The following is a 16,434-nucleotide window of genomic DNA, read 5'->3' as shown; positions in this document are numbered from 1 at the left end:
CCGTCCGTATCGACAGTGAGGAACACACGATGACCCGCATGCTGCTCATGGGCCCTCCCGGTTCCGGCAAGGGCACCCAGGCCGCCCGGATCGCCGACAAGCTGGGGATCGTCCCGATCTCCACCGGTGACATCTTCCGCCACAACGTGAAGTCGATGACGCCGCTCGGCGTCGAGGCCAAGAAGTACATCGACAACGGCGACTTCGTCCCCGATGAGGTCACGAACCGCATGGTCGCGGACCGCATCGCCCAGGCCGACGCGGAGCACGGCTTCCTGCTGGACGGCTACCCGCGCACGAAGGGCCAGGTCGAGGCGCTGGACGCCATGCTCGCCGAGTCCGGCCAGTCGCTGTCCGCCGTCGTCGAGCTGGAGGTGCCCGACGAGGAGCTCGTGGAGCGTCTGCTCAAGCGTGCCGAGATCGAGGGCCGCGCGGACGACACCCAGGAGGTCATCGAGCACCGCCTGGACCTGTACCACCGCGAGACCGAGTCCGTCATCCAGGAGTACGTGGAGCGCGGCATCGTCGCCCGCGTGGACGGCACCGGGCAGATCGACGACGTCACCGAGCGCCTGCTGCAGGCCGTGTACTCCGTGCGCGCAGCCACGGGCTCCCTGCCCGTGATCCAGCCGGGCGCGGAGTCCTGACCCCGTGATCGGCCGCCGCTCGCTCGAGCTCAAGACCGCCCCCCAGCTGCAGGCCATGCAGCGCGCGGGGGTGGTCCTGTCCGAGGCCCTGGACGCCACGCTGACCGCGGCCGCGCCGGGCGTCACCACCGCGGAGCTGGACGCCGTGTTCGCGGGCGTCCTGGCCGAGCGCGGTGCGACCTCCAACTTCCTGGGCTACTACGACTTCCCGGCCTCGATCTGCACCTCGGTCAACGACGAGGTCGTGCACGGCATCCCCGGGGACCGGGTCCTGCAGACCGGCGACGTGCTGAAGGTCGACGGGGGCGCGATCGTGGACGGCTGGCACGCCGACTCGGCCCGCACGGTGATCCTGGGCTCCTCCGCGGCCGGCACCGCGGACCCGGCCGACGAGCGCCTCTCGGCGATCACGCGGGAGGCGCTCTGGGTCGGCATCGCGGCCTTCGCGTCCGCCACCCATGTCGGGGACATCGGGGACGCCATCGACGACTTCGTCTCGGCGCAGCCGGGCGAGGAGCTCGGCATCCTCGAGGAGTACGTGGGGCACGGCATCGGCTCGGCCATGCACCTGCCCCCGGACGTGTTCAACTACCGCACCGGCCACCGGGGCCCCAAGATCCGCCCCGGTCTGGCGCTCGCCATCGAGCCGATGCTGGTGCGTGGCTCCATCGACACGAAGGTGCTCGCGGACGACTGGACCGTGGTGACCCTCGACGGCGCCCGCGCCAGCCAGTGGGAGCACTCGGTCTGCCGGCACGACGGCGGTGTGTGGGTGCTCACCGCGCCCGACGGCGGCGCCTCCGAGCTCGCCCGGTTCGGCGTGGTCCCGGTCCCGCCGGGGGAGTGAGCGGCCCGAGCTGTCGGCCGTCCGTCCCGCCCGTCCGGCGGACCGGGCGGCCGTCGTCGTCTGTGCTGGTTCTCAGACCGAGAATGCGGTATCATCGAACGTTGTTCGTGTGCGCGCACTCGTGTGCGCCGGCGAGCAGACCCGTTCCCGCCCCGTCACCCGGCCCTCCGCGGCCGTGCCCGGGGCATGACGATTGTGGAGGACATGGCTAAGAAGGAAGGTGTCATCGAGGTCGAGGGCACGGTGTCGGAGGCATTGCCGAACGCGATGTTCCGGGTCCGTCTGCAGAACGAGCACGTCGTGCTCGCCACGATCTCCGGAAAGATGCGTCAGCACTACATCCGCATCCTCCCCGAGGATCGCGTCGTGGTGGAGCTTAGCCCGTACGACCTCAACCGGGGTCGGATCGTGTACCGATACAAGTAAGAACCCCCGTCCAAGCGAGCGCAGGAGGAAGAGCCGTGAAGGTTCAGCCGAGCGTGAAGCGGATTTGTGACAAGTGCCAGGTCGTGCGCCGTAAGGGCCGCGTGCTGGTGATCTGCTCGAACCCGCGCCACAAGCAGCGCCAGGGCTGATCGCCTCCCCGGGAGCCCGGGGAGCGACGCCGTCGCGTTGACCACACCACCCACCGGCCATCGGGCCGAACAGCAGGGACAGCGGTCCACCCCGTGAGGGGAGGGCCCCCACCTCCGGCCGCAGGGGCCGGAGACCGACGACGGCGGACGCCCGCCGCGGAGCACGCCGGATCTTCCCCGGCGCCGCGACGACGGGTCCGCGAGGCCCAGTGCCGCGTCGTGCGGGACGTCCCTGGTGCAGACCCCTGCTGCAGAAGAACAGGAGGACGGCCACATGGCTCGTCTTGCAGGCGTTGACATTCCGCGCGAGAAGCGCGTGATCATCGCACTCACGTACATCTACGGTGTGGGCAAGACCCGCGCTGAGGAGACCCTCGCCGCCACGGGCATCGACCCGAACATCCGCGTGAAGGACCTCTCCGACGAGCAGCTGGTGCAGCTGCGCGACCACATCGAGGGCAGCTACAAGGTGGAGGGCGACCTCCGCCGCGAGGTGGCCGCCGACATCCGTCGCAAGGTGGAGATCGGCTCCTACGAGGGCCTGCGCCACCGCCGCGGCCTGCCGGTGCGCGGCCAGCGCACGAAGACCAACGCCCGTACCCGCAAGGGCCCCAAGAAGACGGTCGCCGGCAAGAAGAAGTGATCCTGCACCGGCGGTGACCGCGTCCACGTCCGGACGCCCCGCCCGCAGCATCAGCACCAGCAGCTTTCCCGGAGGAGAATCACATGCCCCCCAAGACTCGCGCATCGGCTGCCCGCAAGCCGCGTCGCAAGGCCAACAAGAACATCACCGTGGGCCAGGCCCACATCAAGAGCACGTTCAACAACACCATCGTGTCCATCACGGACACCACGGGTGCCGTCATCTCCTGGGCCTCGTCCGGCGAGGTCGGCTTCAAGGGGTCGCGCAAGTCGACCCCGTACGCCGCGCAGATGGCCGCCGAGCAGGCCGCCAAGCGTGCGCAGGAGCACGGCATGAAGAAGGTGGACGTCTTCGTGAAGGGTCCGGGCTCGGGCCGCGAGACCGCCATCCGCTCCCTGCAGGCCGCCGGCCTCGAGGTGGGGTCCATCCAGGACGTCACCCCCATGGCCCACAACGGCGCTCGCCCGGCGAAGCGCCGCCGCGTCTGACCTGAGCGCTGTGTCCGCGTCCGCCCCGCCCGGGGCGGACGCGGACAGGTCTGCGGACCTGCCCCCACCCCGTCCTCGTTTCCACCCACCGCGTGCGTCATATGGCGGACGCTCGCCGAAAGGAAATGTCCGTGCTCATTGCACAGCGCCCCACGCTGACCGAAGAGGTCGTCTCCGACCGTCGTTCCCGGTTCGTCATCGAGCCCCTGGAGCCCGGCTTCGGCTACACCCTCGGCAACTCCCTGCGCCGCACTCTGCTCTCGTCGATCCCCGGTGCTGCCGTGACCAGCATCCGCGTGGACGGCGTGCTGCACGAGTTCAGCACCGTCAACGGAGTCAAGGAGGATGTCACCGAGATCATCCTCAACATCAAGAAGCTCTCCGTCTCCTCGGAGAACGACGAGCCCGTGGTGGCCTACCTGCGCAAGCAGGGGGCCGGCGTCGTCACCGCCGCGGACATCACCGCGCCGGCCGGCGTCGAGATCCACAACTCGGACCTGCACATCGCGACCCTGAACGCGAAGGGCAAGTTCGACATGGAGCTGACCATCGAGCGCGGTCGCGGCTACGTGACCGCCGCCCAGAACAAGTCCGCGGACGCGGAGATCGGCCGCATCCCGGTCGACTCCATCTACTCCCCGGTCCTCAAGGTGACCTTCAAGGTCGAGGCCACCCGTGTGGAGCAGCGCACCGACTTCGACCGTCTGATCCTGGACGTGGAGACCAAGGAGAACATGCTGCCGCGTGACGCGGTGGCCTCTGCCGGCTCCACCCTGGTCGAGCTGTTCGGCCTGGCCCGCTCGCTCAACGTCGAGGCCGAGGGCATCGACCTGGGCGACGAGCCCGAGGTCGTCGAGGGCTCCGCCGACCTGGCCCAGCCGATCGAGGAGCTCGAGCTCACCGTGCGCTCGTACAACTGCCTCAAGCGCGAGGGCATCCACACCGTGGGCGAGCTCGTGGGCCGTTCCGAGGCCGACCTGATGGACATCCGCAACTTCGGCGCGAAGTCCATCGACGAGGTCAAGGAGAAGCTCCAGGAGCTGGGCCTGTCCCTCAAGGACTCGCCGGCCGGCTACGACCCGCAGGCGCACGCGCGCCAGATGGACGACGACCCGTTCTCGGACTTCTGAGCCGATTCCGCACCACCTGACATCTTCGACCCAACGCCGCAGCCGGCTGCAGGGTCCCACCCGAGGAGAAACACCATGCCTACCCCCACCAAGGGTCCGCGTCTGGGCGGCAGCCCGGCCCACGAGCGCATCATGCTGGCGAACATGTCCGCCCAGCTGTTCGAGCACAAGTCGATCACCACGACGCTCACCCGCGCCAAGCGCCTGCGCCCGTACGCCGAGCGCCTGATCACCTTCGCCAAGAAGGGCGATCTGCCGGCCCGCCGCAAGGTGCAGGGTCTCATCGCCGCCAAGAACCGCACCAACAAGGCGGTCGTGCACGAGCTGTTCACCGTGATCGGCCCGGCGATGGCCGAGCGCAACGGCGGCTACACCCGCATCACCAAGATCGGCAACCGCCAGGGCGACAACGCGCCCATGGCCGTGATCGAGCTGATCATGGAGCCGATCTCCGGCAAGCAGGCCGTCGTGCGTGAGGCCGAGCAGGCCGCCGCGTCCGCGCCGGCCGCCCCGGCCGAGTCCACCCCGGTGGAGGCCGTCGACCCGGCCGCCACCGAGGAGGTCACCGTGGCCGAGTCGCAGGAGGCCGCCGCCGAGATCGACGGCGCCGTGCCCACCAACGAGGACGGCTCGGCTCCGGCCGAGGCCACCATCAAGGGCAACGCCAGCTCGAAGAAGTACCACGTCCCCGGCTCGCGCTGGTACGACCAGACCACCGCCGAGGTCTGGTTCTCCACCGTCGAGGAGGCCAAGGCCGCGGGCTTCGAGCCTGCCGGTGGCGAGGCCGCCCAGAAGATGGCCTGACGCCAGCGCGTGAGTCCGCGTCCGTCCCCGTGACGACGCATCGGCGAGGGCCGTCCACCACCCGGTGGGCGGCCCTTCGCCGTCCCCGGTCCCGCCCCGACCCGCTTGAGGAGCAGCATGAGCGAGCAGCACCGCCCGGACGCCCCGCCGGCGCCCGGGGAACCCGCGTCCGTGCGCGTCCGCCTGGACCTGGCCTACGACGGCGGCGCCTTCCACGGCTGGGCCCGCCAGCCCGGTCTCGACTCGGTCCAGGGTGCGCTGGAGGACGGGCTCGAGCGGATCCTGCGCCGGCCCGTGCGCACGGTGGTCGCCGGTCGCACCGACGCGGGGGTGCACGCGCGCGGTCAGGTCGTCCACCTCGACCTGACCGAGGCGGAGTGGGTGGGCCTGACCCGTGGCCGCCCCGGCCTGGAACCGGCCACCTCCCTGACCCGCCGCCTCGGCGGGGTGCTCTCCGGGTGGGGCGGGGCCGTCGTCGTGCACGGGGCGCGGCGGGCCCCTGCGGGCTTCGACGCGCGGTTCAGCGCGCTGTGGCGCGAGTACGAGTACCGGATCGACGACGCGCCCGCCGCGCGTGACCCGCGCACGCGGGGCTTCACCCACTGGCACGCCGCCGCCCTGGACGATCGCCTCATGGCGCTGGAGGCCGACGCCGTCCTCGGACTGCACGACTTCCTGTCCTTCTGCCGGCCCCGCGAGGGCGCCACGACCATCCGCGAGGTCCAGCGCCTGGAGGTGCGACGCGATGTGGACGGCGTCGTGCGCGTCCGGATCCGGGCCGACGCGTTCTGCCACAACATGGTCCGGGCGATCGTCGGGGCGCTACTGCAGGTGGGGGAGGGGGCCCGCGAGCCCGGCTGGCTCGCGCACCGGGTGGCGAGGCCGGCCCGCGACTCCGAGGTGCGCCTCGCCCCGCCCGGGGGGCTGACGCTGCTCGCCGTCGGCTATCCCGACGAGGCGGCGGAGCTGCGCCGGCGCGCCGAGGGCACCCGGGCGAAGCGGACCCTGTGAGCCGGGGTCGCCCGCGGCGACGGCTTTTGGCTCCGAGGCCCGCGTTCGGTAGGATGGGTGGACGTTGCGCATGCCCGCACCCGGATGCGTCGTGCCGCGAGTGGCTCAGTTGCATGGCCTTCAGCTCGCGCCGCACCCCCGGGGCATCGGGCCCGGACGCCTTCCAGCCCTCACCTGGGGGACCGGCGCGCACGGAGAACTGACAGCGCGAGCGCGCCGGAATCACGACCCGGCGGGCAGGTGCTGTGGACCACCACCGACCCTGAAGGCAGACAACGTGCGTACGTACTCTCCCAAGCCTGGTGACGCCGACCGTCAGTGGCACATCATCGATGCCACCGACGTCGTCCTCGGCCGCCTGGCCTCCCACACCGCCACCCTCCTGCGCGGCAAGCACAAGCCGACGTTCGCCCCCCACATGGACATGGGCGACTACGTCATCATCGTGAACGCCGAGAAGGTCGCCCTCACCGGCGCCAAGCTCGAGAAGAAGCGCGCCTACCGCCACTCGGGCTACCCGGGCGGCCTGAAGTCGCAGTCCTACGCCGAGCTGCTCGAGACCAACCCGGTCCGCGCCGTGGAGAAGGCCGTCAAGGGCATGCTCCCGAAGAACTCGCTGGCCGCCCAGCAGCTCTCCAAGCTGAAGGTGTACAAGGGCGCCGAGCACCCGCACACCGCCCAGCAGCCCCAGACCTTCGAGATCGGCCAGGTCGCCCAGTGACCCCGGCGGGCCACTGACGCAGACCTTCCCTGAGGAGAACCATGAGCATCAACGAGAACGACGACGTGGAGCTGACGAGCTACACCTCTGAGTCCACCGCCGCCGCCGAGGCCCCCGTCGCCTCCGAGCGCCCGGCCCTGACCGTGCCCGGCTCCGCCGTCGGCCGCCGCAAGGAGGCCGTGGCCCGCGTGCGCCTCGTCCCCGGCTCCGGCCAGTGGACCATCAACGGCCGCGCCCTGGAGAACTACTTCCCGAACAAGCTGCACCAGCAGGAGGTCTCCGACCCCTTCACGCTGTTGGAGCTGACCGGCGCCTACGACGTGATCGCCCGCATCCACGGCGGCGGCCCCTCCGGCCAGGCCGGTGCGCTGCGCCTGGGCATCTCCCGCGCCCTCAACGAGATCGACCGCGAGCACAACCGCCCGGCGCTCAAGAAGGCCGGCTTCCTGACCCGCGACGCCCGCGTCATCGAGCGCAAGAAGGCCGGCCTCAAGAAGGCCCGCAAGGCCTCGCAGTTCTCGAAGCGCTGATCCTGCGCCGCACGGTGTCCCCACCGTGCCCCCGCCGACGCCCCGTCCCGCTCCTCACGAGCGGGGCGGGGCGTCCGCCGTCTCCGTGGGCCGGCGGCACCTGACCCAGGGGTAATATGAAGGCGCATGGCGACGACGCCATGACGGGCCGCTCGCCCGTCCGGTGCGCGGTCCGATCGAAGACACCCTCAGGAGCCGCCGTGGCCGAGAACACGAGTCCTACGCCCGACCCCCGCACCCGTGGCGAGCACGGCGCGGAGCACGCCGCGCAGGCCCCCTTCGCCGTGACCCGTGACTACGCCGCCGAGGTGGACGAGATCCGAGAGCTGGGCCGCAAGCTCGGCGGGGAGAAGAAGACCCCCACCCCGGACCCGCAGGCCTGGCGTGAGGGCTACCCGTACAAGACCAAGCTCAGCCGCAAGAGCTACGAGCGACGCAAGCGCGAGCTGCAGATCGAGCTGCTGAAGATGCAGCTCTGGGTCAAGGAGACCGGCCAGAAGGTCCTGATCATCTTCGAGGGCCGCGACGCCGCCGGCAAGGGCGGCGCCATCAAGCGCTTCAACGAGCACCTCAACCCCCGCGGCGCCCGGACCGTGGCCCTGGAGAAGCCCACGGAGGAGGAGGCCTCGCAGTGGTACTTCCAGCGTTACATCCAGCACCTCGAGTTCATGCGCGAGACCCCTGAGCTGGAGCGCATGCTCGTCAACTCCGGCGTGCACATCATCAAGTTCTGGTTCTCCGTGTCCCAGCGTGAGCAGCTCAATCGCTTCGCCGCGCGGGAGACCGACCCCGTGCGTCGCTGGAAGCTCTCGCCCACCGACCTGGCCTCCCTGGACAAGTGGGACGACTACACGAACGCGAAGGAGGCCATGTTCTTCTACACGCACACGGCCGACGCCCCGTGGACCGTCGTGAAGTCGAACGACAAGAAGCGCGCCCGCCTCGAGGCCATCCGCCATGTGCTGCACACGCTGCCCTACCCGGACAAGGACGAGCGCATCGTCCACCGCCCCGACCCGCAGATCTGCGGCCCGGCCAACGAGCTGGCCGAGTACGGCGAGGTCTCCGGCGGATCGTTCCCGCGCGTGCGCTGACCGGGCCGCGCACGACGGCGCCCCTCACCGTCCGGTGAGGGGCGCCGTCGTGGGGAGCGGGGGCGGGTTCAGCCGCGCTCCTCCTCCACGTACTCCGGGGTGACGTGTGCGTCGTCGAAGAGGTTGTCCGCCCCGAAGCCCTCCGAGACGTGGTACTCGCCCGAGGCCAGGGAGAGGCGGACGTCCTCGCGCAGGATCGGCAGCTTGGCGTAGAACGCGTCGCCGCAGCAGCTGGTGGCGGTGACGTCGCGGTGGCCGATGATGCGGGACGGCGGCAGCTCGTACTGCTGGCAGATGTAGGCGACGAGCGGCACCAGGCCGGCGTAGAGGCTCTGCGGCGGCGGGTTCAGCATGTACAGCCCCTCGCACTCGATGCCGAGCGCATACGCGTTGAACCCGAGCGCGTGGACGCCGAGCATGAACGTCTGTCCGCCCTCGAGCGCGTGCCGGGAGCCGTGGCGGCCCTCCATCGCGAAGCCGCCGCGGGAGACGGTGAAGTGCTGCCCGGTGTCGCCCCAGTCGTTCGCGGGGCTCATGTGCGCGTTCTGGACCACCTGCGCGATGCTCTCCGCCGCCTCCCGGGAGCCGTCCGTGACGTTCGGCGTGGTGGTGTGGTGGATCACCAGGTAGGAGGGGCGCTCGTTCAGGGTCTGCAGGTAGTAGTTGGGCTGCATGGCGCCCCACTGCGCGGTGGTGATGATGTCCGGGGCGGGCAGACGGGTGGCCTGCTCGTCGCCCTCCGAGCTCTGCTCGGCCTGCTCATCACGCCCGCAGCCGGCCACGCCGGCGGCGATCGCCAGGCCCGTGCCGCCCAGCACGCTGCGGCGCGTCCAGGAACGGGAGGGCGGGGGCGGGGTCACGTCGGGCATGGATCGAGGTCCTTCGGGTTCGGGGCGGGGCCTCCCGGGCGGATGTGAGCGGACGGGCGCGCGGCCGCGGGGGCTCGACCGGTCCGATGCTACCGCCCCCGGGCCCGTTTCGTGACCCTCCCGTGATGCAGGCCGCAGGGGCGGCCCCTACACTGACTGATCATGTCGAGATTGTTCGGAACCGATGGCGTCCGTGGCCTGGCCAACGAGACCCTCACCGTGGAGTTGTCCGTCCAGCTGGCCCAGGCCGCCTCGCCCGTCCTCGGCGCGGAGGCCTTCGACGCCGGCCGACGCCCGGTCGCCGTCGTGGCCCGGGACCCGCGCATCAGCGGCGAGTTCATCGCGGCCGCCGTGCAGGCGGGTCTGGCGTCCTCGGGCGTGGACGTGTGGGACGCCGGCGTGCTGCCGACTCCCGCCGCCGCCTATCTCGTGGGGGACCTGGACGCCGACTTCGGCGTGATGATCTCCGCCTCCCACAACCCGGCCCCGGACAACGGCATCAAGTTCCTCGCGCGCGGCGGCGAGAAGCTGACCGACGCGCAGGAGGACGAGATCATCCGTCACCTCGAGGGCGTGACGCCGCGGCGGCCCCAGGGCGCGGACGTGGGCCGCGTGCGCGTCTTCGCGGACGCCGAGGACCGCTACGTCCTCCACCTCCTGCAGACCCTCCCGCACCGGCTGGACGGGCTCAAGGTCGTCCTGGACTGCGCACACGGCGCGGCCGCCGGCTGCTCGCCCGAGGCGTTCCGCGCCGCCGGCGCGGAGGTCGTGGTGATCGGCGCGTCCCCGGACGGACTCAACATCAACGACGGCTACGGCTCCACCCACCTCGAGAAGCTCCAGGCGGCCGTGCGCGAGCACGGCGCGGACCTCGGCATCGCGCACGACGGCGACGCCGACCGGTGCCTCGCCGTGGACGAGCGCGGCGAGGTCGTCGACGGCGACCAGATCATGGGCGTCATGGCCGTGGCACTCAAGGACCGCGGCGTCCTGCGCGACGACACCCTGGTCGTGACCGTCATGTCCAACCTGGGCCTGAAGCTGGCCATGGGCCGGGAGGGCGTCCGGCTCGTCGAGACCCAGGTGGGCGACCGCTACGTCCTGGCCGGCATGAAGCTCGGCGACTACTCGCTCGGCGGCGAGCAGTCCGGCCACGTGATCTTCTCGGACCACGCCACCACCGGTGACGGTGTCCTCACCGGCCTGCAGCTCGCCTCGCGCGTCGCCGAGACCGGCACCCCGCTCTCCGAGCTGGCCGCGGTGATGGACCGGCTGCCCCAGGTCCTCGTGAACGTGCGCGGCGTGGACAAGTCCCGCGCCGCCGAGGACGAGGCCGTCCAGGCGGCGGTGGCCGAGGCGGAGGCCCGCCTCGGCGAGACCGGCCGCGTGCTGCTGCGCCCGTCGGGCACGGAACCGGTCGTGCGCGTCATGGTCGAGGCCCCGGACGAGGAGACCGCCGGCCGGGAGGCCCAGGTGCTGGCCGACGTCGTGCAGCGCGAGCTGCGCCTGCACGACTGACCGGACCGATGACGTCGGACGCGGCCCCCCGGCCCCGCCGCTGGACCCTGTTCGCGGGGCTGCTCGCGGGGCTGGCGGTCCTGTGGTCGGCCGCGTTCCTCGCCGTGGACGCGCCCGTGTGCGCGCGGCAGAGCGCCCCCGTGGAGTGGTTGCCGTGCCTGGATCCGGACCGGCAGGACTCGGAGGTCGCCCCGGACGCCGGGTCCAGCGCGGACCGGACGACGTCGCGTCCCTGAGGGCACGGCCCCCGCGCCGCCGCGGGCATGAAGGAAGGGCCCGGGGCGACTCGCGTGAGTCGTCCCGGGCCCTTCGGCGTCGGACAGGGGGAGATCAGAGGGCGGTGGTCCCGGAGGTGGGGCCGCCGCGGCGCTCGGCGAGCAGGTCGCGGATCTCGGTGAGCACGGCGACGTCGGCGGCCACCTCCTCCTCGGCGGGGTCGATGCCGAGGCGGCGGTTGCGGGCCTCGATCATCTTGTTCATCGGCATCACGATGGCGAAGTACACGGCCGCGGCGATGAGCAGGAAGTTGACGATGGCGGTGAGCAGCACGCCGAACTTCACGTCGTTGCCGTTGACCGTCAGCACGGCGAACGAGTCGAAGTTCGGCGAGCCCACGGCGGCGGCGATGAGCGGCATGAGGACCGCCTCGACGAGCGCGTTCACGATCTTGCCGAAGGCGGCGCGGTACAGGGTCGAGCGAGTCGTGCGTCTCAGTCCGCGTAGTCGGGTGCCGGCGGCAGACCCCACGCGGTCTCGAGGACGCCGCCGGCCGCCTCGACCCGGGCCGCCTCCGCGGACCCGACGTAGCGCAGGTGCCACGGCTCGTGATCGAAGCCCGTCACGTCCTCGGCCCCGGCGGGATAGCGGACGACGAACCCGTACTCGGCGGCGTGCGCCGCCACCCAACGGCCCGCGGCGGTGTCGCCGAAGCACGCTTCCAGGTCACACGCGGGGGTCGCGGCGTCGCCCACGTCCCAGGCCAGGCCGGTCTGATGCTCGGAGTACCCCGGACGCGCGGAGACGCGGTCGGCCTCGGCGTGGCCCAGCTCGTCGACCCAGTGGCCATACGTCCGGACCTGGTAGTCGTACGAACGGTAGGCGCTCAGGGTGGTGAGGCGGTGGCCCGCCGCCGCGGCGGCATCCACCAGGTCGCCGGCCGCCGTCGCGGCCTCCGCGCGCAGGGGCAGCTCGCTGCCGGGCACGGCCACCAGATCCGAGGGCGCCCAGTCGGGCGGAGCCACGGGGCGGGTCTTGTTCACGACGACGTCGAGGGCGGCCGGGTCGGCGTGCGTGCTCGACGACGGCGCCGTGCTCGAGGCGGCGCGGGACGACGCGGCCGCGCTCGCGGAGCCGGAAGCCGGCGTCGCCGGGGACGGGCCCGCGGCGGGCGTGCCGCAACCGGCCACGAGCAGCGCGAGCGCGGCCAGCGCGGCGAGAGGGAGGGTGCGACGCATGGATCAGACCTTCCTCAGCAGCACGCGGGTCACCTCGTGTTGCGCGTTCTTCGTGAGCACCAGCCGGGCGCGCCCGCGGGTCGGGCGCACGTTCTGCTCGAGGTTCGGGCCGTTGATGGAGTCCCAGATGGACTCGGCCGTCGCCTGAGCCTCGGCGTCCGACAGGGAGGAGTACCGGTGGAAGTAGCTGCGCGGGTCGGCGAAGGCCCCCGAGCGCAGACCCATGAACCGGTCGATGTACCAGGACCGGATCCAGGACGCGCGCGCGTCCACGTACACCGAGAAGTCGAAGAAGTCGGAGACGGAGAGCCCGGCGGTGCCGTCGGCCCGGGTGCGCGGCGGGGCCAGCACGTTGAGTCCCTCCACGATCAGCACGTCGGGACGGTGCACCACCTGTTCCTCGCCCGGCACGATGTCGTAGGTGATGTGCGAGTACACGGGCGCGCGCACCTCCTGCGCCCCGGACTTGACGTCCGCCATGAAGCGCAGCAGCGCGCGGCGGTCGTAGGACTCGGGGAAGCCCTTGCGGGACATGATGCCGCGCTCGTGCAGCACCGCGTTGGGGTGCAGGAAGCCGTCCGTGGTGACCAGCTCGACGCGCGGTGTGGTCGGCCAGCGGCGCAGCATCTCCTGGAGCACGCGCGCCGTCGTCGACTTGCCGACGGCGACCGACCCGGCCACCCCGATCACGTACGGGGTGCGCCCCGTCCGCTCGCCGAGGAACGCGTTGGTCGCGCTGCGCAGGGCCGCGGAGGCCTCCACGTTGATGCTCAGCAGGCGCGAGAGCGGAAGGTAGACCTCGGCAACCTCGCGCAGGGACAGATGCTCGCCGAGGCCGCGCAGACGCTCCACGTCCGCCTGGTCGAAGGGCTGCGCCATCTCCGAGGCGAGACGGGCCCAGGTCTGGCGGTCCAGCTCCACGAAGGGGGAGCGCTGGTGGCCGTCGGGCACGGCGTCCGCGGGCTCCTCGGGGCCCACGAGGGGCAGCTCGGAGGTCGGGGGGGTGTAGGTCACCCGATCCATTATGGCCGCGGCCCGCCCGGAGCGGGCCCCCGCGTGACGTCACAGGGCCCGGATAGGATCGGCCCATGCGCGTTCTCGTGACCGGCGGTGCCGGATACCTCGGATCCCACACCGTGCTCACGCTGCTCGAGGCGGGCCACGACGTCCTCGTCCTGGACAGCCTGGTCACGGCGACGACGACGTCGCTGGAGCGCGTCGCCGAGCTCGCCGGAACGCGTCTGGGCGGGTCGCGGCTGCGCCTGCACGTGGCCGACATCCGCCGCCCCGAGGACTACCGCGGGGCGCTCGCGGACTTCGGCCCGGCCGCACTCGTGCACTTCGCCGGGCTGAAGTCGCCCACCGAGTCGATGACCCGCCCCGCCGCCTACTACGACGTGAACGTGGGCGGCACGGCCACCGTCGCCGAGGCCGCGCTCGCGGCCGGCGCCCGCACGGTCCTGTTCTCCTCCTCCGCGACCGTGTACGGCGACCGCGCGCCGGTGCCGGTCGCCGAGGACGCCGCCACAGACCCGGTCTCGCCCTACGGGCACTCCAAGCTCATGGCGGAGCAGGTGCTGCGCGACGTCTGCGCCACGGTCGACGGCGGCGGGCTGGCGATGCTGCGCTACTTCAACCCGGTCGGCGCGCATCCCTCCGGGCGGCTGGGCGAGGACCCGAGCGGGGTGCCGGCGAACCTCATGCCCTTCGTGGCGCGGGTGGCCTCCGGCGCGTACCCCGAGCTGCGGGTGTTCGGCGCGGACTTCGACACGCGCGACGGGAGCGCCGTGCGCGACTTCATCCACGTGATGGACCTCGCGGAGGCGCACGTGGCCGGGCTCGAATGGCTCGCGGCCCGCGTGGCGACCGGGGGCGGCACGACGACCCGGGTCTGGAACATCGGCCGGGGCGAGGGCGTCACCGTGTTCGAGATGGTGCGCGCCTTCGAGGCGGTCACGGGCGGCCGCATCCCCTACCGCGTGGTCGAGCGCCGGCCCGGGGACATCGCCGAGTCGTGCGCCGCCGTGGACGCGATCGGCGCCGAGGTGGGCTGGCACGCCCGGCGCGATGTGACCGCGATGGTGCGGGACCTCTGGGCCTGGCAGGAGGCCAATCCCGCGGGGTTCTCGTCCCGGACGGAGTGAGCCGGCCCGCCGTGCGCGGAAGACGGGTCCGGCCCGGTATTCTCATGCGCATGTGCGGAATCGTCGGATACATCGGCCAGCCCCAGTCGGATCGTGAGCACGGCGCTCTCGACGTCCTGATGGAGGGCCTGCGCCGTCTCGAATACCGCGGATACGACTCCGCCGGTGTGGCCGTGGTGGACGGCGGTCAGCTGTACCACCGGAAGAAGGCGGGCAAGCTCGCCAACCTCGCCGAGGAGCTCGCCGAGCACCCCATCCCCACCGGCCTCGTCGGCATCGGCCACACCCGGTGGGCCACCCACGGCGGCCCCACCGACCGCAACGCCCACCCGCATGTGGCGGACGAGGGCCGCCTGGCGCTGATCCACAACGGCATCATCGAGAACTACGCCGAGCTGCGCGAGGAGCTGCTCGCCAAGGGCGTCGAGTTCCTCTCCGAGACGGACACCGAGGTGGCCGCCCACCTCCTCGCCGACGTCTACCGGAACGCGGCCGGCCAGGACCTGACCCGCGCCATGCAGCTGGCCTCCCAGCGCCTCGAGGGCGCCTTCACCCTGCTGGCCGTGCACGTGGACCACCCGGACCGCGTGGTGGCCTCGCGCCGCAACTCGCCGCTCGTCGTCGGCCTGGGCGAGGGGGAGAACTTCCTCGGCTCGGACGTCTCCGGCTTCATCGACTTCACCCGCGAGGCCATCGAGCTCGAGCAGGACCAGGTCGTGACGATCACGGCCGACGCCGTCGAGATCTCGGACTTCCGGGGCGGCCCCGCCGACGGCAAGCGCTTCACCGTGGACTGGGACGCCTCGGCCGCGGAGAAGGGCGGCTTCGAGACCTTCATGGAGAAGGAGATCCACGACCAGCCCCAGGCCGTGCAGGACACCCTGCTGGGCCGCACGGACGCCGCCGGCGCCCTGATGCTGGACGAGCTGCGGATCGACCCCGAGGAGCTCAAGGCCGTCGACAAGATCATCGTCCTGGCGTGCGGCACGTCCGCCTACGCGGGCACGGTGGCCAAGTACGCCATCGAGCACTGGTGCCGGATCCCCGTGGAGGTGGAGCTCTCCCACGAGTTCCGCTACCGCGACCCGATCATCGACCCGCACACCCTCGTGGTGTCCATCTCCCAGTCCGGCGAGACCATGGACACCCTCATGGCGGTCCGCTACGCCAAGGAGCAGGGCGCCCGCACCGTGTCCATCTGCAACACCAACGGCTCCACGATCCCGCGCGAGTCGGACGCCGTGCTCTACACGCACGCCGGCCCCGAGATCGCCGTCGCCTCCACCAAGGCGTTCCTGGCGCAGATCACCGCGGCCTACCTGCTGGGCCTGTACCTGGCCCAGCTGAACAAGAAGCTGTTCAGCGGCCAGATCAAGGACATCCTGGCGGACCTCGGAGCGATCCCCGGCAAGATCGAGGAGATCCTCGCCGCCAAGGACCAGGTCAAGGAGCTCGCCCGCTCGATGGCCGACGCCACCTCCGTCCTGTTCCTCGGCCGCAACGTCGGCTATCCGGTGGCCATGGAGGGCGCGCTCAAGCTCAAGGAGCTTGCGTACATCCACGCCGAGGGCTTCGCCGCGGGCGAGCTCAAGCACGGCCCGATCGCCCTGATCGACGACGGCCAGCCGGTCTTCGTGGTCATGCCCTCGCCCCTGGACCGTCACTCGCTGCACGCCAAGGTGGTCTCGAACATCCAGGAGGTCCGCGCCCGCGGCGCCCGCACCTTCGCCGTCGCCGAGCGCGGCGACGCGGCCGTGCGCGGCCAGGCCGAGGTCGTCTTCGAGGTCCCCGAGACCCAGCCGATGCTCATGCCGCTGCTGACCACGGTCCCGCTGCAGATCTTCGCCCTCGAGCTCGCCACGGCGAAGGGCTACGACGTGGACCAGCCGCGCAACCTCGCCAAGTCCGTCACGGTGGAGTGATCCGCCGCTGAGGCCACCGAGACCTCTCCTGCCGGGC

General features: G+C 71.7%; 20 protein-coding genes. 16 read left to right on the top strand and 4 right to left on the bottom strand.

The genetic code is table 11. The annotated features are described in order from the left end of the window. Positions 1-29 precede the first annotated feature (29 nt). The 12 genes from AC0VX0_RS08635 (at position 30) to AC0VX0_RS08580 (ending at position 8,490) form a co-directional block, all read left to right on the top strand. On the top strand, positions 30-647 hold the full coding sequence (locus AC0VX0_RS08635) for an adenylate kinase (RefSeq protein WP_036317780.1): 618 nt from the start codon (positions 30-32) through the stop codon (positions 645-647). Positions 648-651: 4 nt separating this feature from the next. Further along, complete coding sequence (gene map / locus AC0VX0_RS08630; RefSeq protein WP_036317782.1) at positions 652-1,494, top strand: type I methionyl aminopeptidase; 843 nt, start codon at positions 652-654, stop codon at positions 1,492-1,494. Positions 1,495-1,698: 204 nt separating this feature from the next. Next, positions 1,699-1,920 carry a translation initiation factor IF-1 gene (gene infA / locus AC0VX0_RS08625; RefSeq protein ID WP_010080397.1) on the top strand — a complete coding sequence of 74 codons (222 nt, stop codon included), beginning with the start codon at positions 1,699-1,701 and terminating at the stop codon, positions 1,918-1,920. 35 nt (positions 1,921-1,955) lie between these two features. Beyond that, positions 1,956-2,069 (top strand): 50S ribosomal protein L36, encoded by a 114-nt coding sequence (gene rpmJ, locus AC0VX0_RS08620; protein WP_002857509.1) that lies wholly within the window; start codon positions 1,956-1,958, stop codon positions 2,067-2,069. 274 nt (positions 2,070-2,343) lie between these two features. Then, entirely contained in the window at positions 2,344-2,712 is a 369-nt protein-coding gene (rpsM, locus tag AC0VX0_RS08615; RefSeq protein WP_017487821.1) for a 30S ribosomal protein S13, read from the top strand. 83 nt (positions 2,713-2,795) lie between these two features. Further along, the gene (rpsK, locus tag AC0VX0_RS08610) at positions 2,796-3,200 is read left to right on the top strand and encodes a 30S ribosomal protein S11 (RefSeq protein ID WP_002857513.1); all 405 of its coding nucleotides are present in this window, start codon (positions 2,796-2,798) and stop codon (positions 3,198-3,200) included. Positions 3,201-3,331: 131 nt separating this feature from the next. After that, positions 3,332-4,330: a DNA-directed RNA polymerase subunit alpha gene (locus tag AC0VX0_RS08605; RefSeq protein WP_036317801.1), complete on the top strand. Its 999-nt coding sequence runs from the start codon at positions 3,332-3,334 to the stop codon at positions 4,328-4,330. Positions 4,331-4,405: 75 nt separating this feature from the next. Then, positions 4,406-5,134, top strand: coding sequence for a 50S ribosomal protein L17, sunset domain variant (gene rplQ, locus AC0VX0_RS08600; RefSeq protein WP_049146305.1), 729 nt, complete (start codon positions 4,406-4,408; stop codon positions 5,132-5,134). Positions 5,135-5,251: 117 nt separating this feature from the next. Further along, complete coding sequence (locus AC0VX0_RS08595) at positions 5,252-6,145, top strand: tRNA pseudouridine synthase A (RefSeq protein WP_049146309.1); 894 nt, start codon at positions 5,252-5,254, stop codon at positions 6,143-6,145. 277 nt (positions 6,146-6,422) lie between these two features. After that, on the top strand, positions 6,423-6,866 hold the full coding sequence (rplM, locus tag AC0VX0_RS08590; RefSeq protein ID WP_002857519.1) for a 50S ribosomal protein L13: 444 nt from the start codon (positions 6,423-6,425) through the stop codon (positions 6,864-6,866). Between the two features lie 41 nt (positions 6,867-6,907). After that, positions 6,908-7,396 (top strand): 30S ribosomal protein S9, encoded by a 489-nt coding sequence (gene rpsI, locus AC0VX0_RS08585; RefSeq protein WP_036317791.1) that lies wholly within the window; start codon positions 6,908-6,910, stop codon positions 7,394-7,396. 200 nt (positions 7,397-7,596) lie between these two features. Further along, a complete protein-coding gene (locus AC0VX0_RS08580; protein WP_036317794.1) occupies positions 7,597-8,490 on the top strand; it encodes a polyphosphate kinase 2 family protein in 894 nt (297 codons plus the stop codon). Positions 8,491-8,558: 68 nt separating this feature from the next. Here AC0VX0_RS08580 and AC0VX0_RS08575 read toward each other — a convergent pair whose 3' ends face one another. Further along, positions 8,559-9,359 carry a peptidoglycan recognition protein family protein gene (locus AC0VX0_RS08575; RefSeq protein WP_041103278.1) on the bottom strand — a complete coding sequence of 267 codons (801 nt, stop codon included), beginning with the start codon at positions 9,357-9,359 and terminating at the stop codon, positions 8,559-8,561. 162 nt (positions 9,360-9,521) lie between these two features. Here AC0VX0_RS08575 and glmM point away from each other — a divergent pair, with 162 nt between their 5' ends. Next, positions 9,522-10,877, top strand: a complete 1,356-nt coding sequence (gene glmM / locus AC0VX0_RS08570; protein ID WP_336638517.1) for a phosphoglucosamine mutase — start codon at positions 9,522-9,524, stop codon at positions 10,875-10,877. A gap of 8 nt (positions 10,878-10,885) precedes the next feature. Further along, the gene (locus tag AC0VX0_RS08565) at positions 10,886-11,113 is read left to right on the top strand and encodes a hypothetical protein (RefSeq protein ID WP_010080407.1); all 228 of its coding nucleotides are present in this window, start codon (positions 10,886-10,888) and stop codon (positions 11,111-11,113) included. Between the two features lie 94 nt (positions 11,114-11,207). On the opposite strand, the gene AC0VX0_RS08560 is transcribed toward AC0VX0_RS08565, so the two are convergent. Genes AC0VX0_RS08560 through coaA form a run of 3 tightly spaced genes read right to left on the bottom strand, consistent with a single transcriptional unit; the run spans position 11,208 to position 13,345 of the window. Next, positions 11,208-11,591, bottom strand: a complete 384-nt coding sequence (locus AC0VX0_RS08560) for an MscL family protein (protein WP_098094850.1) — start codon at positions 11,589-11,591, stop codon at positions 11,208-11,210. Then, a complete protein-coding gene (locus tag AC0VX0_RS08555) occupies positions 11,588-12,331 on the bottom strand; it encodes a M15 family metallopeptidase (RefSeq protein WP_336638516.1) in 744 nt (247 codons plus the stop codon). The genes AC0VX0_RS08560 and AC0VX0_RS08555 overlap by 4 nt, the downstream gene beginning before the upstream one ends. A gap of 3 nt (positions 12,332-12,334) precedes the next feature. Next, complete coding sequence (gene coaA, locus AC0VX0_RS08550; protein ID WP_044659424.1) at positions 12,335-13,345, bottom strand: type I pantothenate kinase; 1,011 nt, start codon at positions 13,343-13,345, stop codon at positions 12,335-12,337. 74 nt (positions 13,346-13,419) lie between these two features. On the opposite strand from coaA, the gene galE reads away from it, so the two are divergent. Further along, positions 13,420-14,475: a UDP-glucose 4-epimerase GalE gene (gene galE, locus AC0VX0_RS08545; protein ID WP_257747004.1), complete on the top strand. Its 1,056-nt coding sequence runs from the start codon at positions 13,420-13,422 to the stop codon at positions 14,473-14,475. A 50-nt stretch (positions 14,476-14,525) separates the two neighbouring features. Further along, entirely contained in the window at positions 14,526-16,397 is a 1,872-nt protein-coding gene (gene glmS, locus AC0VX0_RS08540) for a glutamine--fructose-6-phosphate transaminase (isomerizing) (protein WP_166437509.1), read from the top strand. Positions 16,398-16,434 lie beyond the last annotated feature (37 nt).

The sequence above is a fragment of the Micrococcus sp. iso_26 genome (genome assembly GCF_056172975.1).
The sequence above is the reverse complement of the archived record's forward strand: the minus strand, read 5'-3'. Positions and strand labels throughout refer to the sequence as shown.